Here is a 14,684-nt window from a genome sequence, read left to right as displayed (position 1 = left end):
GCTGCACATAGTAATTATCTCCTTCCATCATGTGATACTGCATTATATGAACAATGCAAGAGTGGGGAAGGGACAGACGAAGGAATGAAGGTGCCTGTTTAGAGTAGACAGATAAAGCGAAGGAGGACGGGATAATGAAATACTTTGAAATACACGATCCGTATTATGCTCTTATCAAAGCATCAGATAAACAAGAAGTACTGAAAATGTATGTTGAATTTGTGGCTGATGGAGACGACAAATTAGAAGATGGAATTGAGGAAGTTGACCGTGATTATGCACTTCTTAAATTCAGTAGAGCAAAGGGTGAGGATGGGAAGCTATCCGACATTTCGGATGTGTTGAAAGAATTTAAAGAGGATGAAACATTTCCTCTATTAATTGATGGGACATTGGTGTAATTTGCAGTACGACATTTAAATCAAGAAACAGGTTTACTGCCCAAGTACAAAAAAGAATTTGCAAGTTTCTTAGCGAATATCAGAGGTGGTTCAACAGATTGTAGGTGTATATATAAAATTGTTGGTTGTGTAAATATCCAGTGATTATGAATAGCACTCACGATGATTTCTTGTTGAGACACTGACCAAACGAATGGAGGAACTTCTTCTTGAAGGACTGCGATTTCAGCTAAATTAAGCGCGTTGCCCGATGGGTCAAGGGACTCAAATAAGATTTCAACGTCAGCGACATCAACACTTGTCTTTTCTTGAATAATTACATTAAAAGTTCTGCGCAAGGAAACAGAACAAACACCATTTTCAAGCTTAGATTTTCCATGAAGAATATCTGCAAATTGCTGACAAGTGTTTTCCATTTCAGCCATGCGGCTCACCTCACATAAATACATATGCGAGATGAGCAGAAAAATAAATAAAAAAATCGGGATCCCTCCGAGCCATTATGATAGATGCTGCCATGATTAGTGAAAAAACGAAAGACACAGGCGAAGGAGGACGGTAAAATGGAAAATCTGGCAGAAAAGTATTGTTGATCAACCGGTTGCAGCAAAGGCAGGATATCATTAGGAGTCACTTTTTTGAAAGGAGACTAGCAAATTGCCAGCTAAACAATTGGACTTATTTCGTGAAATTATAGTAGACAACTTCGCCGGTGGAGGAGGCGCGAGCACCGGGATCGAATTGGCAACAGGCCTGAATGTGGACATTGCTATTAACCATGATCCGGATGCTATAGCGATGCATAAAGCGAATCATCCCGAAACCAAGCACTACTGTGAATCAGTGTGGGACGTAGATCCGAAAAAGGCATGTGAGGGACGTCCGGTTGGTTTATGTTGGCTCAGCCCGGATTGCAAGCATTTTTCGAAAGCCAAAGGCGGTAAGCCGGTGGAAAAGAAAATTCGTGGTCTTGCCTGGATAGCAGTCAGATGGGCAAAAGCAGTTCGGCCGCGTGTGATCATGTTAGAGAACGTCGAAGAGTTTAAGACTTGGGGACCGCTCACTAAAGATAATAAGCCGGATCCACAGCGGAAAGGGCAGACATTCCATGCATTCGTGAAAGCACTGAATAAGGAAGGATACAAGGTGGAGTTTAAAAAACTGCGCGCCTGCGACTATGGAGCGCCTACGATACGAAGGCGATTCTTTCTAATCGCTCGATGCGATGGTCAACCGATTACTTGGCCGGAACCCACTCATGGGGATCCAAATAGCCAAGCGGTGAAGAAGGGCCGGATGAAGCCCTGGAGAACAGCCTCTGAGATTATTGATTGGTCACTACCTTGTCCTTCAATTTTTGATACGTTTGCTGAAATAAAAAATAAATACGGCTTAAAGGCAAAGCGCCCGTTAGCTGAAAATACATTAAAGCGCATTGCACGTGGCATTCAAAAATTTGTGATCGACAATCCCGAACCATTTATCATCAACGTCAATCACACATCAAGCAAAAACGCTTATGACTGTTTTCGAGGACAAAGCATAGACGATCCCATGAATACCATTACTTCACATCACGGATTTGGGATTGTGACGCCTGTACTGGCCGTGAACAACATGCATAATACGGGTTCAGCTGCAGATCATCCAGTCAAGACGATTACGACGGGGGGACACCACATGGTGGTGACACCGGTCATGACAGCGATTGGTCAAACTGGATTTTCAAATAATCGGGGATATGCAGTAGATGAACCTGTGCGCACCGTGGTAAGTAAAGCAGAGCAATGTTTAATCGCTCCTACACTTGTTCAGTACCACGGCGAAACAGATGCAAGTGAAGTGAGGGGACAGGATTTGACAGATGCATTGCTGACGGTTGATAGTGCGAATCGGTATGCCCTTGTTGCTCCATTTCTTTCTAAATATTTTTCCAGTGGGTACACGGGCGCTGGAAGCACCTTCAAAGAGCCATTTGGTACGGTAACAAGCGTTGATCATAATGCATTGGTGACAAGTCATTTGGTGCAATTAAATCATCATTCCACCGGACAAACAATTGATGAGCCAATCAACACCGTTACTGCCGGGGCTGGTCATTTTGGCGAAGTTAGAGCTTTTTTGATGAAGTACTATGGGACAGGCATCGGACAAACAATTAACCGTCCGTTGGATACGGTTGTCAGCAAAGAAAGATTCGGTGTTATTGAAATTCATGGAACGCCTTATCAAATCGTCGATATCGGTATGCGTATGCTCACACCGCGCGAACTGTTCGATGCTCAAGGATTTCCCCATAACTACATCATCGATCATGATTTTGAAGGGAAGACCTATCCGAAAAGCAAGCAGGTGGCACGTTGCGGGAATGCCGTTCCTCCGCAGTTTGTAGAAGCACTAGTAAGGGCAAATATGCCGGAACTGTGTGTTAAAAAGTATCAGTGGGCTGTTTCGGAATAAAGCTCAATTTATGTAACGTCGTTCCCTTTTCCAGGTTCCCCAGCGATGTAGTTATTATAAATAGAAAAATTGACAATCAAAGTCACAACCTGGAGTAAAACCGAAAAGCCTTTGAGCATTGTAAACAGGGATTTCATAACTACCACTCCCTTCATCGTATTTGCTGGAGAGTCCATTGGGGCCTTGCACGCCTGGACAGGAATTGGGAGCGGAGCCTGAAGAAAAGAACGACAGCAATCCAATTAAAAATCGGGATCCCTCCCGATATACCGATACCTAATTTTACCACATTAGGAGGGATTACCGTGAGATTAAAAGAAATGAAGATAGATCCGCGCTCAATGCAGTTAAATATTGATATAATTGGAAATAAGGAACCCTTTGCCATTGTAGTATGCGATGGGAAAGCAAGGATGACGGAGCTGCCGGAACACGGGGAGACGATCATTGTGACGCACCAGGGTAAGATCAAAAGAGTTAAATGGAATGAAGGCGAAGAATTTTGAGAAAAACAGATTACAATATTGTTTTAAAATGGGTGTTAGTGTCCGTTGTGCTTGTTATGTGTTATGGAGTGGTTAGCTTCTTTATCGGTCCTCCAGTTTGGTATATCAGTGTTTTAATTGTCGTGTTAACTGTAGCGATTGGGAGCTATAAAGAGATAAAGAAAAACAGAGAGTGAAGTGCGTGAAGTGGGACGAGGGGGAGGAGTTTTGAGCATTAGTTGGGATGGAATTCTAAGCTTTTTTGGTTCATTAATTGGCGCCGGAATTCCATTTATTATAATTTATATTCAAGGACAACGAGAAAAAAACAACAAGCACCGTTTAGAAGTTAGCAGATTTAATATATCATTTGAAAGTTACTCTTATTATTTTGAATCACTTAATAATGTGCTTAACTCTTTGGCCGTTTTTGAACTTGAAAGACATCGTTTAGAAATGAAGAGTGAGAATGATGAACTCAAAAAAGCAGTTTTATCATTAACGTATTGTTTAGATAAGTTAGATAAACTTAATGATTATGATTTCATCAATAATTCTCACTTGAATTTTATTGAGGTAAAGGATAATTTAGAGAAGATTAAACGATATTCTTTAAAATTTATAGAAGGAGACAATAACCTTAACCTTACTAAACGACAAGAATACCCATATTCTAAATTTATAAAAGACGTAAACAATTGCAGAGAAAAAATTAATATTCATCATAACTATTTAAATGAAATGGCCAGCAAAATAAATTAATTAAGTTCTCCCAATTGAACTGGAGAATACGGTTAACTGCGCGAAATTGGACGAGGAGGGGGAGTTTTGAAAGCAAATCTTTCGCGAATGAAAAACTTTATATTAAATTCAGTTAAAGATAAAAGATTTATTTGGCTATTAATAGGGTGGATGTCAGCATTTGTTATTGCTGGAATCGCTTATATCTTTTTTCATAAGAGATTATTTATTAATCATTTCGATGCATGGTTACAAACAATTGGGACATTATTCGGATCATTTGCTGGTGCTTTGCTAGCTGGTAAGTATGCAATAAGAGCTGGAAATCGGCAAATTGAAGCGAACATAAATGAAAAAAAGAAAGAGAAGCTTAATCAATTAGTAAAGTTTAACGAAAATTATTTGCTTGAGATTAGATCTATTAGAGGAATATGCAACAGGGCTTTTAAAATCATGACTGACAAGCCGCTTAAATACGAAAAAAATCAAAAGTTACAAGGATATTCAATGATCTTGCAGCGTGATACAGAAAAATTAAAACATTCTTATGATTGGAGTATAGTACCTGCTCTGAAATACAATGATTATCTTGTTCCTTTATATTTATGTACCGAATTAGGCTCATCAATTCCAATATATTTGGAAAATAACGATTTCGATAAGAAAAATATTGAGAAACGTTGGACAGATCATATTGAGAGATTAGATCCATCGATTAAAAAATTAGAAGATTATTCTTTCTATGTAAAAAAAGAATTAACTGAAATGAATTAGTGATCGTTCTACCAGTCATCTGGAGGACACGGAATACGGTTAAAAGCCGTTATTCTGTGTCCTTTTCGGGTTAAAAAATGTGAATAAAGATCCGACAATAATATTGATAAAAATAAATCATTTGTCATAGTCATCGGGTACCGTATAATCAAGCAATATGTCCTTTCTGAACATTGTTAAGAAACAGTTATAATGTTCTAGGCGAAGATTCAGCGGGTTAAGAGCAAGGACGTGGATGAATGGTAGAATAGGTCGGATTAAAATGAGTAAAGAACTATTCATAGATATTGATATTTTTAACAATAGCAAAAATGCTGTTTGTTATTTAAAACATATGAAAAAGAAGTATGGGAAAATAAACAATAACGGAGATTATATAGAATTCTCTCGGTATCTAAGTCAAAATCTTAGTGATGAAATGTTTACCTATTTAAAGCGTGCAATTGAAGACGAAATGGAACAGATTAAGGATATCATGGGTCCGTTTATCACCGTAATGTTTGGTGTCGTAGGTGCTATGATTAGTATAGGTTTAAAAATACCTGATGTTGGTAGTGCAATTTTCTTTTATTGCGCAGCGCTAGTAATCTTGATGATGCTTTATATTGGACATCGAATTCGATTCATAACATCTCGTCATTTGTATAGGTTTTTGTTACAAGAAGTGGAGCAAATTAGAACTAGTAACAAAAAATAAGTCGTTTTTTAGGACGAGGGGGAGGAGTTTTGAACGAGAAATTTGTAAAGATAAAAAATTATATTTCTAATTCGATAAAAAATATTAACTATGTTGGATTGGGGATTGGTGTTTTTAGTGGTTTATTAGTAATGATCATATGTTTTAAATTCTTTGACTGGTCGATAAAGCGTTGGAATATCTTGCCGTCAACATGGATTCAAACATTAAGCACATTAATCGGGGCTTTTTTAGGGGCGAAAATTGCTGGGAACAATGCCATAAAAACAGTACAGTATCAGTTGAATAAACTAGATGAGAGAGACAATGATAGGAAAAATAAGGAATTGTTAAAAATCTTAATTTTTTATAAAGGACATGCGATAACAATAATGGGGAATTTAGAGTCTGTGGATCCTATATTAAAGATGGGGTTATCAACGGGTCTTGACGCAAACAATAAAAAAGGAATAGCTGATAGTTTAAACAATATGCTAGAATATTTCACTAATGAAGAGAATGAATTGGGAAAAATCGATATATCTACTTTAGAACGTGAAGATTTTTTTCTCATGCAACCATTTTATGAAGGAGTCAAAGATGCAAAAACATCATTTCTACACATGATTAAACTGTGGAAAGAAGAGAATATTGGGGTATATAAAATTTATTTAAAAAAAGTTGAGAGTATTCATGGACGCATGAAAACAGATTATAAAAAGATGATTGAAAAGATCGAAAAAACGATAAATTAAACAACTAGTTCTACCAGTCATCTGGAGGACGTTTGATATTGACGGTTTAGTACAACCGTTAGTATCGGCGTCCTCTTTTTTATTTCTAAATTAAAACTAAAGGTGGCGTTCCGAATGCCAAAAAGTAATGAACGACGGAAAAGAAAAATGAATAAACCACTTATTTCGAAGCGTGACCTTGAGGAATTAATGGGAATGCATGAACAAGTACTTGAGCGTCGTCATGGTGCGCTGCGTAGGAAGGGGCGATAAGAGTGAATAAAAAAGAGATTGCAAAGATCTTGCGGGATTATCATTGGATGATCAACGAGATCGCCAGGCAACGCCGAATGATGAATGAAGTAAATCAGTCCATTACTGGTCAATATGGAATTGAAGGATCTCTTCCTCACGGAAAGAACGGCAAGAGTGATCCAGTCGCCCAGGAGGCGATCCGGCGTGAGAAAAAATCGAAGTGGATTGAAAAATTGGAACGTCAGGTGCTATACGTACAGGAACGGATCTATATTATAACGAACGAGCGAGAAAAGGCAGTGCTTGAATGCTTGCTAGATGGGATGAGCATACGTGCGATTGCTCGCCACATGGGGTTTTCGGATAGCCATATTTATGAAATTCGTGATCGCATTGTTGGACATTTTGTAGACTTTGGAGACAATGGAGACTTCGCAGACAAGTTGCCGAGCAATAAATCTGTATGCTAAACTCAAAGGCAGGGCGGGGAGTTGGAAAACCCCCGATTGAGGCACAGAACATGGCGCACCTTTTTGGCGCTGTTAAGATTAAAGAAACATCGACCGATAAAAAATCGGGAGGTGTTTGTATTGTTGTCGTTTAGAAATAAAGAATATTATAATAATCGAGTCAATTTAATAGCCAATCTCTATTTAAGTATGGATATAGAGTCTTTGCGGTGTGAACGCATTCTTTTTGCAAGTAGTGCTAAAAATATAGATAATCAATCCAAAATGATTCCATTATATTTTACACTTATTTTGTTCTTTTCTAATTATTTCAATCATGGTGTTGATACGGCATTAAGTAAATGGGAACTAATTAATGATTCTGTATTTGGGTTCGCTACGATAATAATACTTATCCTTAATTATTTTTGGGCGTTTATAATCCAACCCCAAAAATTAAAGGAACAACAACTTGATTTAGAAGTCCTAGATTACTGTATCGGATTAAGAGAGAGAAATCCAGATTTGAATTATGCTGAAATATTGAACATTTTTAATAAAGCGTTTAAAGGGACTGTCAATAGAAAATAGCATATCAGGAGACGGCATAAGCTCGTCTCTTTATTTTGCACAAACGGAGGTAGGTGTCATGTAGCATGACAAAACTTGTTGTTTAATTAAGAGAGATTTGTTAGCAGGTATCTAATGGTCGGATAGGAATAGACTTTCCGGTTAGAACAGGAGACATGACGCCACGTTGGGGCTATAAGACGCAAAGACGCTATTAAAACGTTTTCAAGTAGGGAATTTGTCCCTTTATGTCGAATATAGTATGAATGTATAAATATATTCCAAAAGAGGGGCAAAAAACTATGAAAGCGAAACTCATCACTCAAACAAATCCAATGGAATTTGAAAGGGACATGAATATACTATTAGAAAGAGTTGACCATGATCTTGTAGATGTTGAATTTAGCTCTCCTAGGAATGAAAGAGAACAACACTATTCAGCATTAGTTATTTATAAAGAGAAAAAAAGCAAAGCCTAAGCACTGGTCAGGGTGCTTATTTCTTTCGACTCATGTGTTACAGATTTCAATTTTATATGATGTAAGATGTTATAACACGTGGTGGAGGAAAGTTAATGGACCCTGATGAAAGAGATGTGCTGATCAAAATAATTAAAAGAATAAGTAATGTGTTAGAAATGATCAATGAAATAAAGGTAATGCTTAAAAGCGAATTAGAAAGTGACCCACGAAATGATGAATTAAGAAACATTTTTACTAATTTGGAGAAAGAAGAAAAAGAATCTACTGCTGTATTACTTGAAGTAAAGAAATTAATAAGAAAACAACTATAGTGCCAATTGTGTTGCTATTATTATTGAATCATGCAGGAAAATGTCTCCATTTGACGAAATAGTTGAAGAGATATTATCCGAATGGGGACGTGTTGAATGGAAGAAGTTAAACCTAGTTTGAGTCTATCTAAGTATAATTGCCCGTTTTGTCATGTTTATTGCCCACAAGAACATTTCAACATTTTTTGGGGGAATTTTAAAGATGCGAGAGGACACTTTCTTTTAAATTCTTTAGGAATAGACATAGGTGGAAAAAAATTATCTGATTACTACGTAACTCACTGCTCCGAATGCAACGATTACACTTTTTGGTACAAAGATAAAATGGTATATCCGTTAACCCTTACGGTTCCAGACCCTTCAACCGATATGCCAAAACAGGTAAAGGATGTTTATGATGAGGCAGCAGGAGTTTTTAAATACTCTCCAAGGGCTGCTGCTGCACTGTTGAGGTTAGGAATTGAATCGTTACTAAGCTTTTTGAACACGCCTGGAAATAATTTAAACGAGATGATAGGTAATATTGTCAAGACAGGAATACCAGAAGAACTGCAACAAGGTTTAGACACTATTAGATATTATGGCAATAAGGGAATACATCCTGGCGAAATCGATCTAAATCAGCATCAAGATGATGTGAACTTTCTTTTTGAATTAATAAATATGATTGTAGAAGAATTGATTTCAAGAAAGAAGAGAATCCAAAAATTTTATAGCGGACTTCCAGAATCAATAAAAAACCAAATTGACAAAAGAGACAATGCATAACGATAAATTGCACCCTTCGAGGTGCTTTTATTTTGCTTAAATGGAGGTAGGTATCACGGAGAAGGTCGATGGGTTTGAAGAGGGATAATAGAAACTTTCTAGGTGTATTTTAACTACATTTAATTTATTTAGTTTACTTCGAAAGAGGAAATCCTCTTCCGGAGCGTATTTTATAAAATTGTTATTTATTCTTTTTAACTAACTTAATCTTGACTTTGATTCTCATGAACCAAAAATCAATTGAGATAAATAACTTCCTTTTCAATTCATTTCCTCCTTCACGCTCCGGTGAAGAGGATTTCATGTGTTCATTATACGAGATTGGTTCATTTAAATCATTGGAGAAAATTTACCAAATCCAAATCAAACAATTCAGCGCTGGAGGTGGGGTGTCGTGAGTGGGTGACAACATAATTCATGATTTTTGTTGAATTGAGGGTGATGAACATAATGCTTATAAAAAAGATCTCTATTTCAAAGATTAATCCGGCTCCATATAATCCTCGTTTAGATTTAAAAAGTGGAGATCCGGATTATAAGAAATTAAAGAAATCCATTAATACTTTCGGTTATGTCGATCCACTTGTGTGGAACGAGAGAACAGGAAATCTTGTCGGTGGCCACCAACGATTTAAAATTCTTAAAGAGAGTGGCTATGACGAAATTGAGGTTTCTGTTGTCAATCTCGATTTGAACAAAGAAAAATCCTTGAACCTGGCACTGAATAAGATTAGTGGTGACTGGGATGAAGACAAGCTTTCTGCATTACTTCAGGAACTTGATGAAAATGACATGGGGATTGATCTAACTGGTTTCGACGAATCTGACCTTGCTGATTTAATCGAAAAATTGGAAAGTCAGATGCCCGTTGCAATTGAAGACGATGAGTTCGATGCGGACCAGGAACTTGCTGCTATCGAAAAGCCTGAAACAAAACCAGGTGATATTTGGGAGCTTGGTCCTCATCGATTAATTTGCGGTGACAGTACCGATCAGCAAATAATTGATCGTTTAATGGATGGCCAGCTTGCCTCAATGGTTTTTACCGACCCACCGTATAATGTTGATTACGAAGGCAAGACGGCCGATTCGCTAAAAATCATGAATGACAAGATGGATAATGACACTTTTTATCGATTTTTACTCAACCTATATACGACACTGTTGAGCGCCACCCGCAGGGGTGGCGCTATTTATGTCTGTCATGCAGATTCTGAAGGATACAACTTCAGGAAAGCCATGTTTGATGCAGGTTGGTTAATGAAGCAGTGTATCGTATGGGTAAAAAATGGTTTTGTGGTGGGTCGGCAGGATTATCAGTGGCAGCATGAACCGATTCTTTACGGTTGGAAACTGGGTGCCCCTCATGAATGGAACGGTGACCGCAAGCAATCGACTGTTTGGTTTTATGATAAGCCGCTACGAAACGGCGAACATCCGACGATGAAACCAGTCCCCCTTGTCGCTCAGGCCATTCAGAACTCGTCAAAGAAGGGTGAGATTGTCTTGGACGGCTGTTCAGGAAGTGGTACAACGATGATCGCTGCAGAACAGACCGGCCGTGTATGCTATATGGCTGAACTTGACCCTAAATATTGTGATGTGATCAAAAAAAGGTATGAGGAGTTTACAGGTAATAAGGCCAAACTTCTTTTGAAGACATAATAAAAAAAGAAGAGGATGCGCCAACATCCCCCTCCTTTTATAACTCTGCTGGTTACCCCAGCGGAGATAGTGGAAGGCCGTGGCCACGGTTTAAGTAGACCACTATCTCGTTTCCTATTTTAATTTAGGAATGGGGTGCTGGCAATAGAAAATGAAAACAAATGTTCGCAAAATGATTTGCTGCAACATGAAATAGAAGTTCTTACAGGAATTGCTACCTCAAAAGAAAAATACAGAAAGATTGTTCAGGCCGGTATTGCTCAATGGATTAAGGACTTTCAAAAAGGGCAAATCAAAATTACCTCAGTAGATGATTTGAAGAAACTCATTGAAATAGACCTTCAACTTCAGAAGGACGAGTTATAAATATAAACTCAATCGTGGAGGTGGCGGTGATGTGACGTGGCAAGACCGAGAGATCCAAGACGCGATAATGCAAAAGACATATGGTTGAAAAACGCCGGGAAGCTAAAGCTGGTCGACCTTGCAGAACAAATGGGTATCACGCCGAGCACCATTCGAAAGTGGAAGGCTCAGGACAAATGGGATAACGAATTGAAAGGGAGCGCTCCTAAATCGAAAAGGAGCGCTCCTAATCGTTCAAATGGTACGCGTGGTGCTCCGTTCGGCAATCAAAATGCAAAAGGTAATGCAGGTGGCCACGCACCGAAAGGAAACAAGAACGCTGTAAGAACTGGCGAGTTTGAAACGCTTATGTGGGACTACTTGGATGAAGATGAGAAGGCCCTATTCTCTGCAATTACAACGGATCCGCTGATTCAAATTGATATGACCATTCGTGAACTGACTATTCGACAGCGTCGAATGATGAAACGAATCAAGCGTATTGAAGATGGATTGACCGAAAAAGAACGGCGCGAGCTTAAAGAGTTACGCAGAGTCAAAGACGTACGTGCTGTGGAAAAAGACGGTACCGAAATAAAGGTTCCTGTTCAGACGCAGAAACTGGTCGTCACACAAGTAGAGGAAACGGAATTCAAAAAGATTGATGATATCTTAAGTCTTGAAGAAGCATTAACTCGAGTGACAGACAAACTGATAAAGGCGATTAAGCAAAAGCAAGAAATCATCAAGATGGATGATGAGAAAAAGTTAAAAGGTGATCTTATGCAGGCTCGTATTGACCAGATACGGGCATCAACTGACACCGGGGCAAATACAGAGGACAAAGTTGGCAATCTCCTAGATAGGCTGGAGGAGGCGTTCAGAGATGGCTCTGAGTGAACTCTATACGCCGAAGCAGCAGGAAGTTCTCCGATACGCCTTCAACCATGATTATTTCATGCTGATTAATCACGGAGCGAAGCGAACCGGTAAGACGGTTATCGACAATGACTTGTTCCTTTATGAGCTGAAACGTGTCAAGCACATTGCGACGAATGAAGGCGTGGAGAATCCGCAGTACATTCTTGCTGGCGCGAACCTGGGAAACTTAGCAAAGAACGTCTTAATAGAGTTGACCAACAAATACGGCATTAACTTCCACATGGACAAGTACAACCGTTTTAAACTGTTCGGCGTACTTGTTGTCTGTACTGGCCACAGCAAGATCAACGACTTGAACAGAATTCGAGGTATGACTGCTTACGGAGCGTACATTAATGAAGGTTCGCTTGCCAATGAGGAAGTCTTTAATGAAATCAAATCGCGATGCTCGGCCAACGGAGCGCGAATCCTGATTGATACGAATCCGGATCAACCGGAACATTGGCTGAAAAGAGATTATATCGACAATCCGGATAAAAGTATTGTGGACTTTCACTTCGTACTGGAGGATAACACATTTCTGAACGAGCGATACCGGGAAAACATCAAGGCGACAACACCAAGTGGCATGTTCTATGATCGAGATATTAATGGTATCTGGTGTGCAGCTGAAGGAGTCGTCTACAAAGATTTCAACAAGGATATTCATTATATCAGCGAATCCAAACTGAGCAAGATCAATTTTGTTAAATACTTCGCTGGAGTCGATTTTGGTTATGATCACCACGGAGTGATGGTTGTCATCGGTGAAGATGATCAAGGTAATTTCTACTTAATCGAGGAACATGCCAAACAATTTGAAGAGATTGATTACTGGGTGGACGTCGCCAGCGGAATAAAGAGCCGCTATGGTGACATCCGTTTTTATTGTGATACAGCACGACCTGAACATATCAAGCGTTTAAGGCGAGAGCATTTTCATGCGATCAATGCAGACAAAGAGGTCATTTCAGGAATTGAAGAAGTTGCACGGTTGTTTAAGCGAAAGAAGCTGTTTATCGTTAAAGATCGTGTTCAGCGTTTCCGTAAAGAGATTTACATGTATGTCTGGAATGAGACGACAGGGCAACCGGTTAAGTTATGGGATGACGTGTTGGATGCTATCCGGTACGCGCTCTATTCCATGATCAAGCCATACAGACGGCGTACAGGAAAGAAGGTGAGTACATGAATGAATATATCCCTTTGATTGAACAGGACGGCATTACAAGCGAGATTATCCGAGTGATGATCAATGATCACAAACAGGATCATGATCGCATGGTGCGGCTGTACGAGCGATATAAAGCATCAGTCAAAGGAGTTCCGATTCTAACACGACAGCCGATCAAATATGAGGATGTCAAAGGACAAACTACTACTCGGATTGATGATAAGGTCAACAACAAAATCAATAACTCATTTGACGCCGAGATCGCGGATACTAAAGTGGGGTATCTATTCGGTAATCCAATCTCATATGGCATTGACGAAGCAACTGGATTGACCGAGACCCTATCGGATTTCAACAAGCGGAATAACATTGAAGACGCCGATAGTGAGTTAGGTAAGAAAGCAACTATTTGCGGATACGGTGCCCGGTTACTTTATATCGATCCGGATGGAAAAGAAGCTTTGATGACAGTGAATCCATGGGAAACAATCATCCTTTCGATGACGGACGATATGACGAATCCGATGTACGCCCTGCGCTATTATGAAACTTTCAAATGGGGTTACGATAACAGTAATCCGGACGATAGGCTGACCATTTACAATGCTGATTTCTACGATGATAGTACGATTTACCACTTCGAATCGACTGACGGAGCCGATTATTCGTTGATTGAGAGCAAATCGCACATGTTTGATTACTGTCCGTTGTTTGGCGTTCCGAACAATCAGGAACTTAAAGGCGATGCTGAGAAGGTGTTGCAACTTATCGACGCATATGACCGGACCCTGAGCGATGTCAGTAATGAGATTGAGCAATACCGACTGGCTTACTTGGTCGCAAAAGGCGCCTTCCTGGATGAGGAAGATCAGCAAAACATGAAACGCACCGGAGTCATTAATCTGGATGATGAAACTCAGGACGTGAAATATCTGACAAAGGACCTGAACGATAATATTATTGAGCACCACTTAAATCGCTTGGAAGAGAACATCATGAGATTCGCCAAGACAGTGAATTTTTCGGATAAGTCATTTGGGACGACTGTTACCGGTGTGGCCATGCGGTACAAGTTAATGGCTCTTGAGCATAAATCCATTACCATGGAGCGAAAAATGACAGCTGGGCTGAGGTATCAGTTCAAATTATTGTGTTCCACATGGGCCAAGAAACGGTTGGCTAAACCGGACGATTATCTGCAGATGACGTTTCAGTTCAAGCGAAATCTCCCGGATGATATTCTTTCTGATGCTCAGGCTTCTGGAGCATTGAAAGGCCTTGTCAGCGAGGAAACACGATTGAGCCTGTTACCGTTTATCACGAACGTTCAGGAGGAGATGGACCGGATGCATGAGGACACAGCAAGTCAGGCTGAGAGTGTGTATGGACCGATGAATTCAACTTTACCAATGAATGATTTGGCAAAAACTGTTCCAAATAGCTAAGATCCAAACAAACCCACAAAGGAGTGAG

The 14,684-nt window shown here is 39.4% G+C and carries 19 protein-coding genes; 18 read left to right on the top strand and 1 reads right to left on the bottom strand.

Annotation, left to right across the window (positions count from 1 at the left end; all coding sequences use genetic code 11):
• Nucleotides 1-134: 134 nt before the first annotated feature.
• Nucleotides 135-401 (top strand): hypothetical protein, encoded by a 267-nt coding sequence (locus COP04_RS13980; RefSeq protein ID WP_100488578.1) that lies wholly within the window; start codon nucleotides 135-137, stop codon nucleotides 399-401.
• 20 nt (nucleotides 402-421) lie between these two features.
• On the opposite strand, the gene COP04_RS13975 is transcribed toward COP04_RS13980, so the two are convergent.
• Nucleotides 422-826 (bottom strand): DUF1259 domain-containing protein, encoded by a 405-nt coding sequence (locus COP04_RS13975; protein ID WP_100488577.1) that lies wholly within the window; start codon nucleotides 824-826, stop codon nucleotides 422-424.
• A 232-nt stretch (nucleotides 827-1,058) separates the two neighbouring features.
• Between COP04_RS13975 and COP04_RS13970 the strand changes: the two genes are divergently transcribed.
• The 17 genes from COP04_RS13970 to COP04_RS13895 all read left to right on the top strand — a co-directional run bounded on the left by COP04_RS13970 (nucleotide 1,059) and on the right by COP04_RS13895 (nucleotide 14,656).
• Nucleotides 1,059-2,861, top strand: a complete 1,803-nt coding sequence (locus COP04_RS13970) for a DNA cytosine methyltransferase (protein ID WP_239984877.1) — start codon at nucleotides 1,059-1,061, stop codon at nucleotides 2,859-2,861.
• 305 nt (nucleotides 2,862-3,166) lie between these two features.
• Nucleotides 3,167-3,367, top strand: coding sequence for an XtrA/YqaO family protein (locus COP04_RS13965; RefSeq protein ID WP_100488576.1), 201 nt, complete (start codon nucleotides 3,167-3,169; stop codon nucleotides 3,365-3,367).
• 207 nt (nucleotides 3,368-3,574) lie between these two features.
• Complete coding sequence (locus COP04_RS13955; protein WP_100488574.1) at nucleotides 3,575-4,108, top strand: hypothetical protein; 534 nt, start codon at nucleotides 3,575-3,577, stop codon at nucleotides 4,106-4,108.
• A 66-nt stretch (nucleotides 4,109-4,174) separates the two neighbouring features.
• Nucleotides 4,175-4,861, top strand: coding sequence for a hypothetical protein (locus COP04_RS13950; protein ID WP_100488573.1), 687 nt, complete (start codon nucleotides 4,175-4,177; stop codon nucleotides 4,859-4,861).
• A 262-nt stretch (nucleotides 4,862-5,123) separates the two neighbouring features.
• The gene (locus COP04_RS13945; protein WP_157800315.1) at nucleotides 5,124-5,558 is read left to right on the top strand and encodes a hypothetical protein; all 435 of its coding nucleotides are present in this window, start codon (nucleotides 5,124-5,126) and stop codon (nucleotides 5,556-5,558) included.
• A gap of 29 nt (nucleotides 5,559-5,587) precedes the next feature.
• Nucleotides 5,588-6,292: a phage holin family protein gene (locus COP04_RS13940; RefSeq protein ID WP_100488571.1), complete on the top strand. Its 705-nt coding sequence runs from the start codon at nucleotides 5,588-5,590 to the stop codon at nucleotides 6,290-6,292.
• 114 nt (nucleotides 6,293-6,406) lie between these two features.
• Nucleotides 6,407-6,544 carry a hypothetical protein gene (locus COP04_RS20070; protein ID WP_193437420.1) on the top strand — a complete coding sequence of 46 codons (138 nt, stop codon included), beginning with the start codon at nucleotides 6,407-6,409 and terminating at the stop codon, nucleotides 6,542-6,544.
• A gap of 2 nt (nucleotides 6,545-6,546) precedes the next feature.
• Nucleotides 6,547-6,996, top strand: coding sequence for a helix-turn-helix transcriptional regulator (locus tag COP04_RS13935; RefSeq protein ID WP_157800314.1), 450 nt, complete (start codon nucleotides 6,547-6,549; stop codon nucleotides 6,994-6,996).
• Nucleotides 6,997-7,116: 120 nt separating this feature from the next.
• Nucleotides 7,117-7,566 carry a hypothetical protein gene (locus COP04_RS13930; protein ID WP_100488570.1) on the top strand — a complete coding sequence of 150 codons (450 nt, stop codon included), beginning with the start codon at nucleotides 7,117-7,119 and terminating at the stop codon, nucleotides 7,564-7,566.
• Nucleotides 7,567-7,847: 281 nt separating this feature from the next.
• Entirely contained in the window at nucleotides 7,848-8,024 is a 177-nt protein-coding gene (locus COP04_RS19690; RefSeq protein ID WP_162297108.1) for a hypothetical protein, read from the top strand.
• Between the two features lie 95 nt (nucleotides 8,025-8,119).
• Nucleotides 8,120-8,338 carry a hypothetical protein gene (locus tag COP04_RS13925; RefSeq protein WP_100488569.1) on the top strand — a complete coding sequence of 73 codons (219 nt, stop codon included), beginning with the start codon at nucleotides 8,120-8,122 and terminating at the stop codon, nucleotides 8,336-8,338.
• Nucleotides 8,339-8,434: 96 nt separating this feature from the next.
• Nucleotides 8,435-9,106 carry a DUF4145 domain-containing protein gene (locus tag COP04_RS13920; protein ID WP_100488568.1) on the top strand — a complete coding sequence of 224 codons (672 nt, stop codon included), beginning with the start codon at nucleotides 8,435-8,437 and terminating at the stop codon, nucleotides 9,104-9,106.
• 417 nt (nucleotides 9,107-9,523) lie between these two features.
• Entirely contained in the window at nucleotides 9,524-10,771 is a 1,248-nt protein-coding gene (locus tag COP04_RS13915; protein WP_239984876.1) for a site-specific DNA-methyltransferase, read from the top strand.
• Between the two features lie 138 nt (nucleotides 10,772-10,909).
• Nucleotides 10,910-11,137 carry a hypothetical protein gene (locus tag COP04_RS13910; RefSeq protein ID WP_100489692.1) on the top strand — a complete coding sequence of 76 codons (228 nt, stop codon included), beginning with the start codon at nucleotides 10,910-10,912 and terminating at the stop codon, nucleotides 11,135-11,137.
• A 36-nt stretch (nucleotides 11,138-11,173) separates the two neighbouring features.
• Nucleotides 11,174-12,016: a phage terminase small subunit gene (gene terS, locus COP04_RS13905; RefSeq protein ID WP_100488567.1), complete on the top strand. Its 843-nt coding sequence runs from the start codon at nucleotides 11,174-11,176 to the stop codon at nucleotides 12,014-12,016.
• On the top strand, nucleotides 12,003-13,229 hold the full coding sequence (locus COP04_RS13900; RefSeq protein ID WP_100488566.1) for a PBSX family phage terminase large subunit: 1,227 nt from the start codon (nucleotides 12,003-12,005) through the stop codon (nucleotides 13,227-13,229). The genes terS and COP04_RS13900 overlap by 14 nt, the downstream gene beginning before the upstream one ends.
• A complete protein-coding gene (locus COP04_RS13895; RefSeq protein WP_100488565.1) occupies nucleotides 13,226-14,656 on the top strand; it encodes a phage portal protein in 1,431 nt (476 codons plus the stop codon). Before COP04_RS13900 ends, COP04_RS13895 begins: the two co-directional genes overlap by 4 nt.
• Nucleotides 14,657-14,684: the final 28 nt, after the last annotated feature.

This window comes from Sporolactobacillus pectinivorans (genome assembly GCF_002802965.1).
Taxonomy (GTDB): domain Bacteria; phylum Bacillota; class Bacilli; order Bacillales; family Sporolactobacillaceae; genus Sporolactobacillus; species Sporolactobacillus pectinivorans.
This window is presented reverse-complemented; position numbering and strand designations above follow the sequence as displayed.

Excerpts from the sequence above, each read along its gene's own strand:
- COP04_RS13980 (WP_100488578.1), top strand. The coding sequence starts at position 135 with ATGAAATACTTTGAAATACACGATCCGTATTATGCTCTTATCAAAGCA.
- COP04_RS13975 (WP_100488577.1), bottom strand. The coding sequence starts at position 826 with ATGGCTGAAATGGAAAACACTTGTCAGCAATTTGCAGATATTCTTCAT.
- COP04_RS13945 (WP_157800315.1), top strand. The coding sequence starts at position 5,124 with ATGAGTAAAGAACTATTCATAGATATTGATATTTTTAACAATAGCAAA.
- COP04_RS20070 (WP_193437420.1), top strand. The coding sequence starts at position 6,407 with ATGCCAAAAAGTAATGAACGACGGAAAAGAAAAATGAATAAACCACTT.
- COP04_RS19690 (WP_162297108.1), top strand. The coding sequence starts at position 7,848 with ATGAAAGCGAAACTCATCACTCAAACAAATCCAATGGAATTTGAAAGG.
- COP04_RS13925 (WP_100488569.1), top strand. The coding sequence starts at position 8,120 with ATGGACCCTGATGAAAGAGATGTGCTGATCAAAATAATTAAAAGAATA.
- COP04_RS13920 (WP_100488568.1), top strand. The coding sequence starts at position 8,435 with ATGGAAGAAGTTAAACCTAGTTTGAGTCTATCTAAGTATAATTGCCCG.
- COP04_RS13915 (WP_239984876.1), top strand. The coding sequence starts at position 9,524 with ATGATTTTTGTTGAATTGAGGGTGATGAACATAATGCTTATAAAAAAG.
- COP04_RS13900 (WP_100488566.1), top strand. The coding sequence starts at position 12,003 with ATGGCTCTGAGTGAACTCTATACGCCGAAGCAGCAGGAAGTTCTCCGA.
- COP04_RS13895 (WP_100488565.1), top strand. The coding sequence starts at position 13,226 with ATGAATGAATATATCCCTTTGATTGAACAGGACGGCATTACAAGCGAG.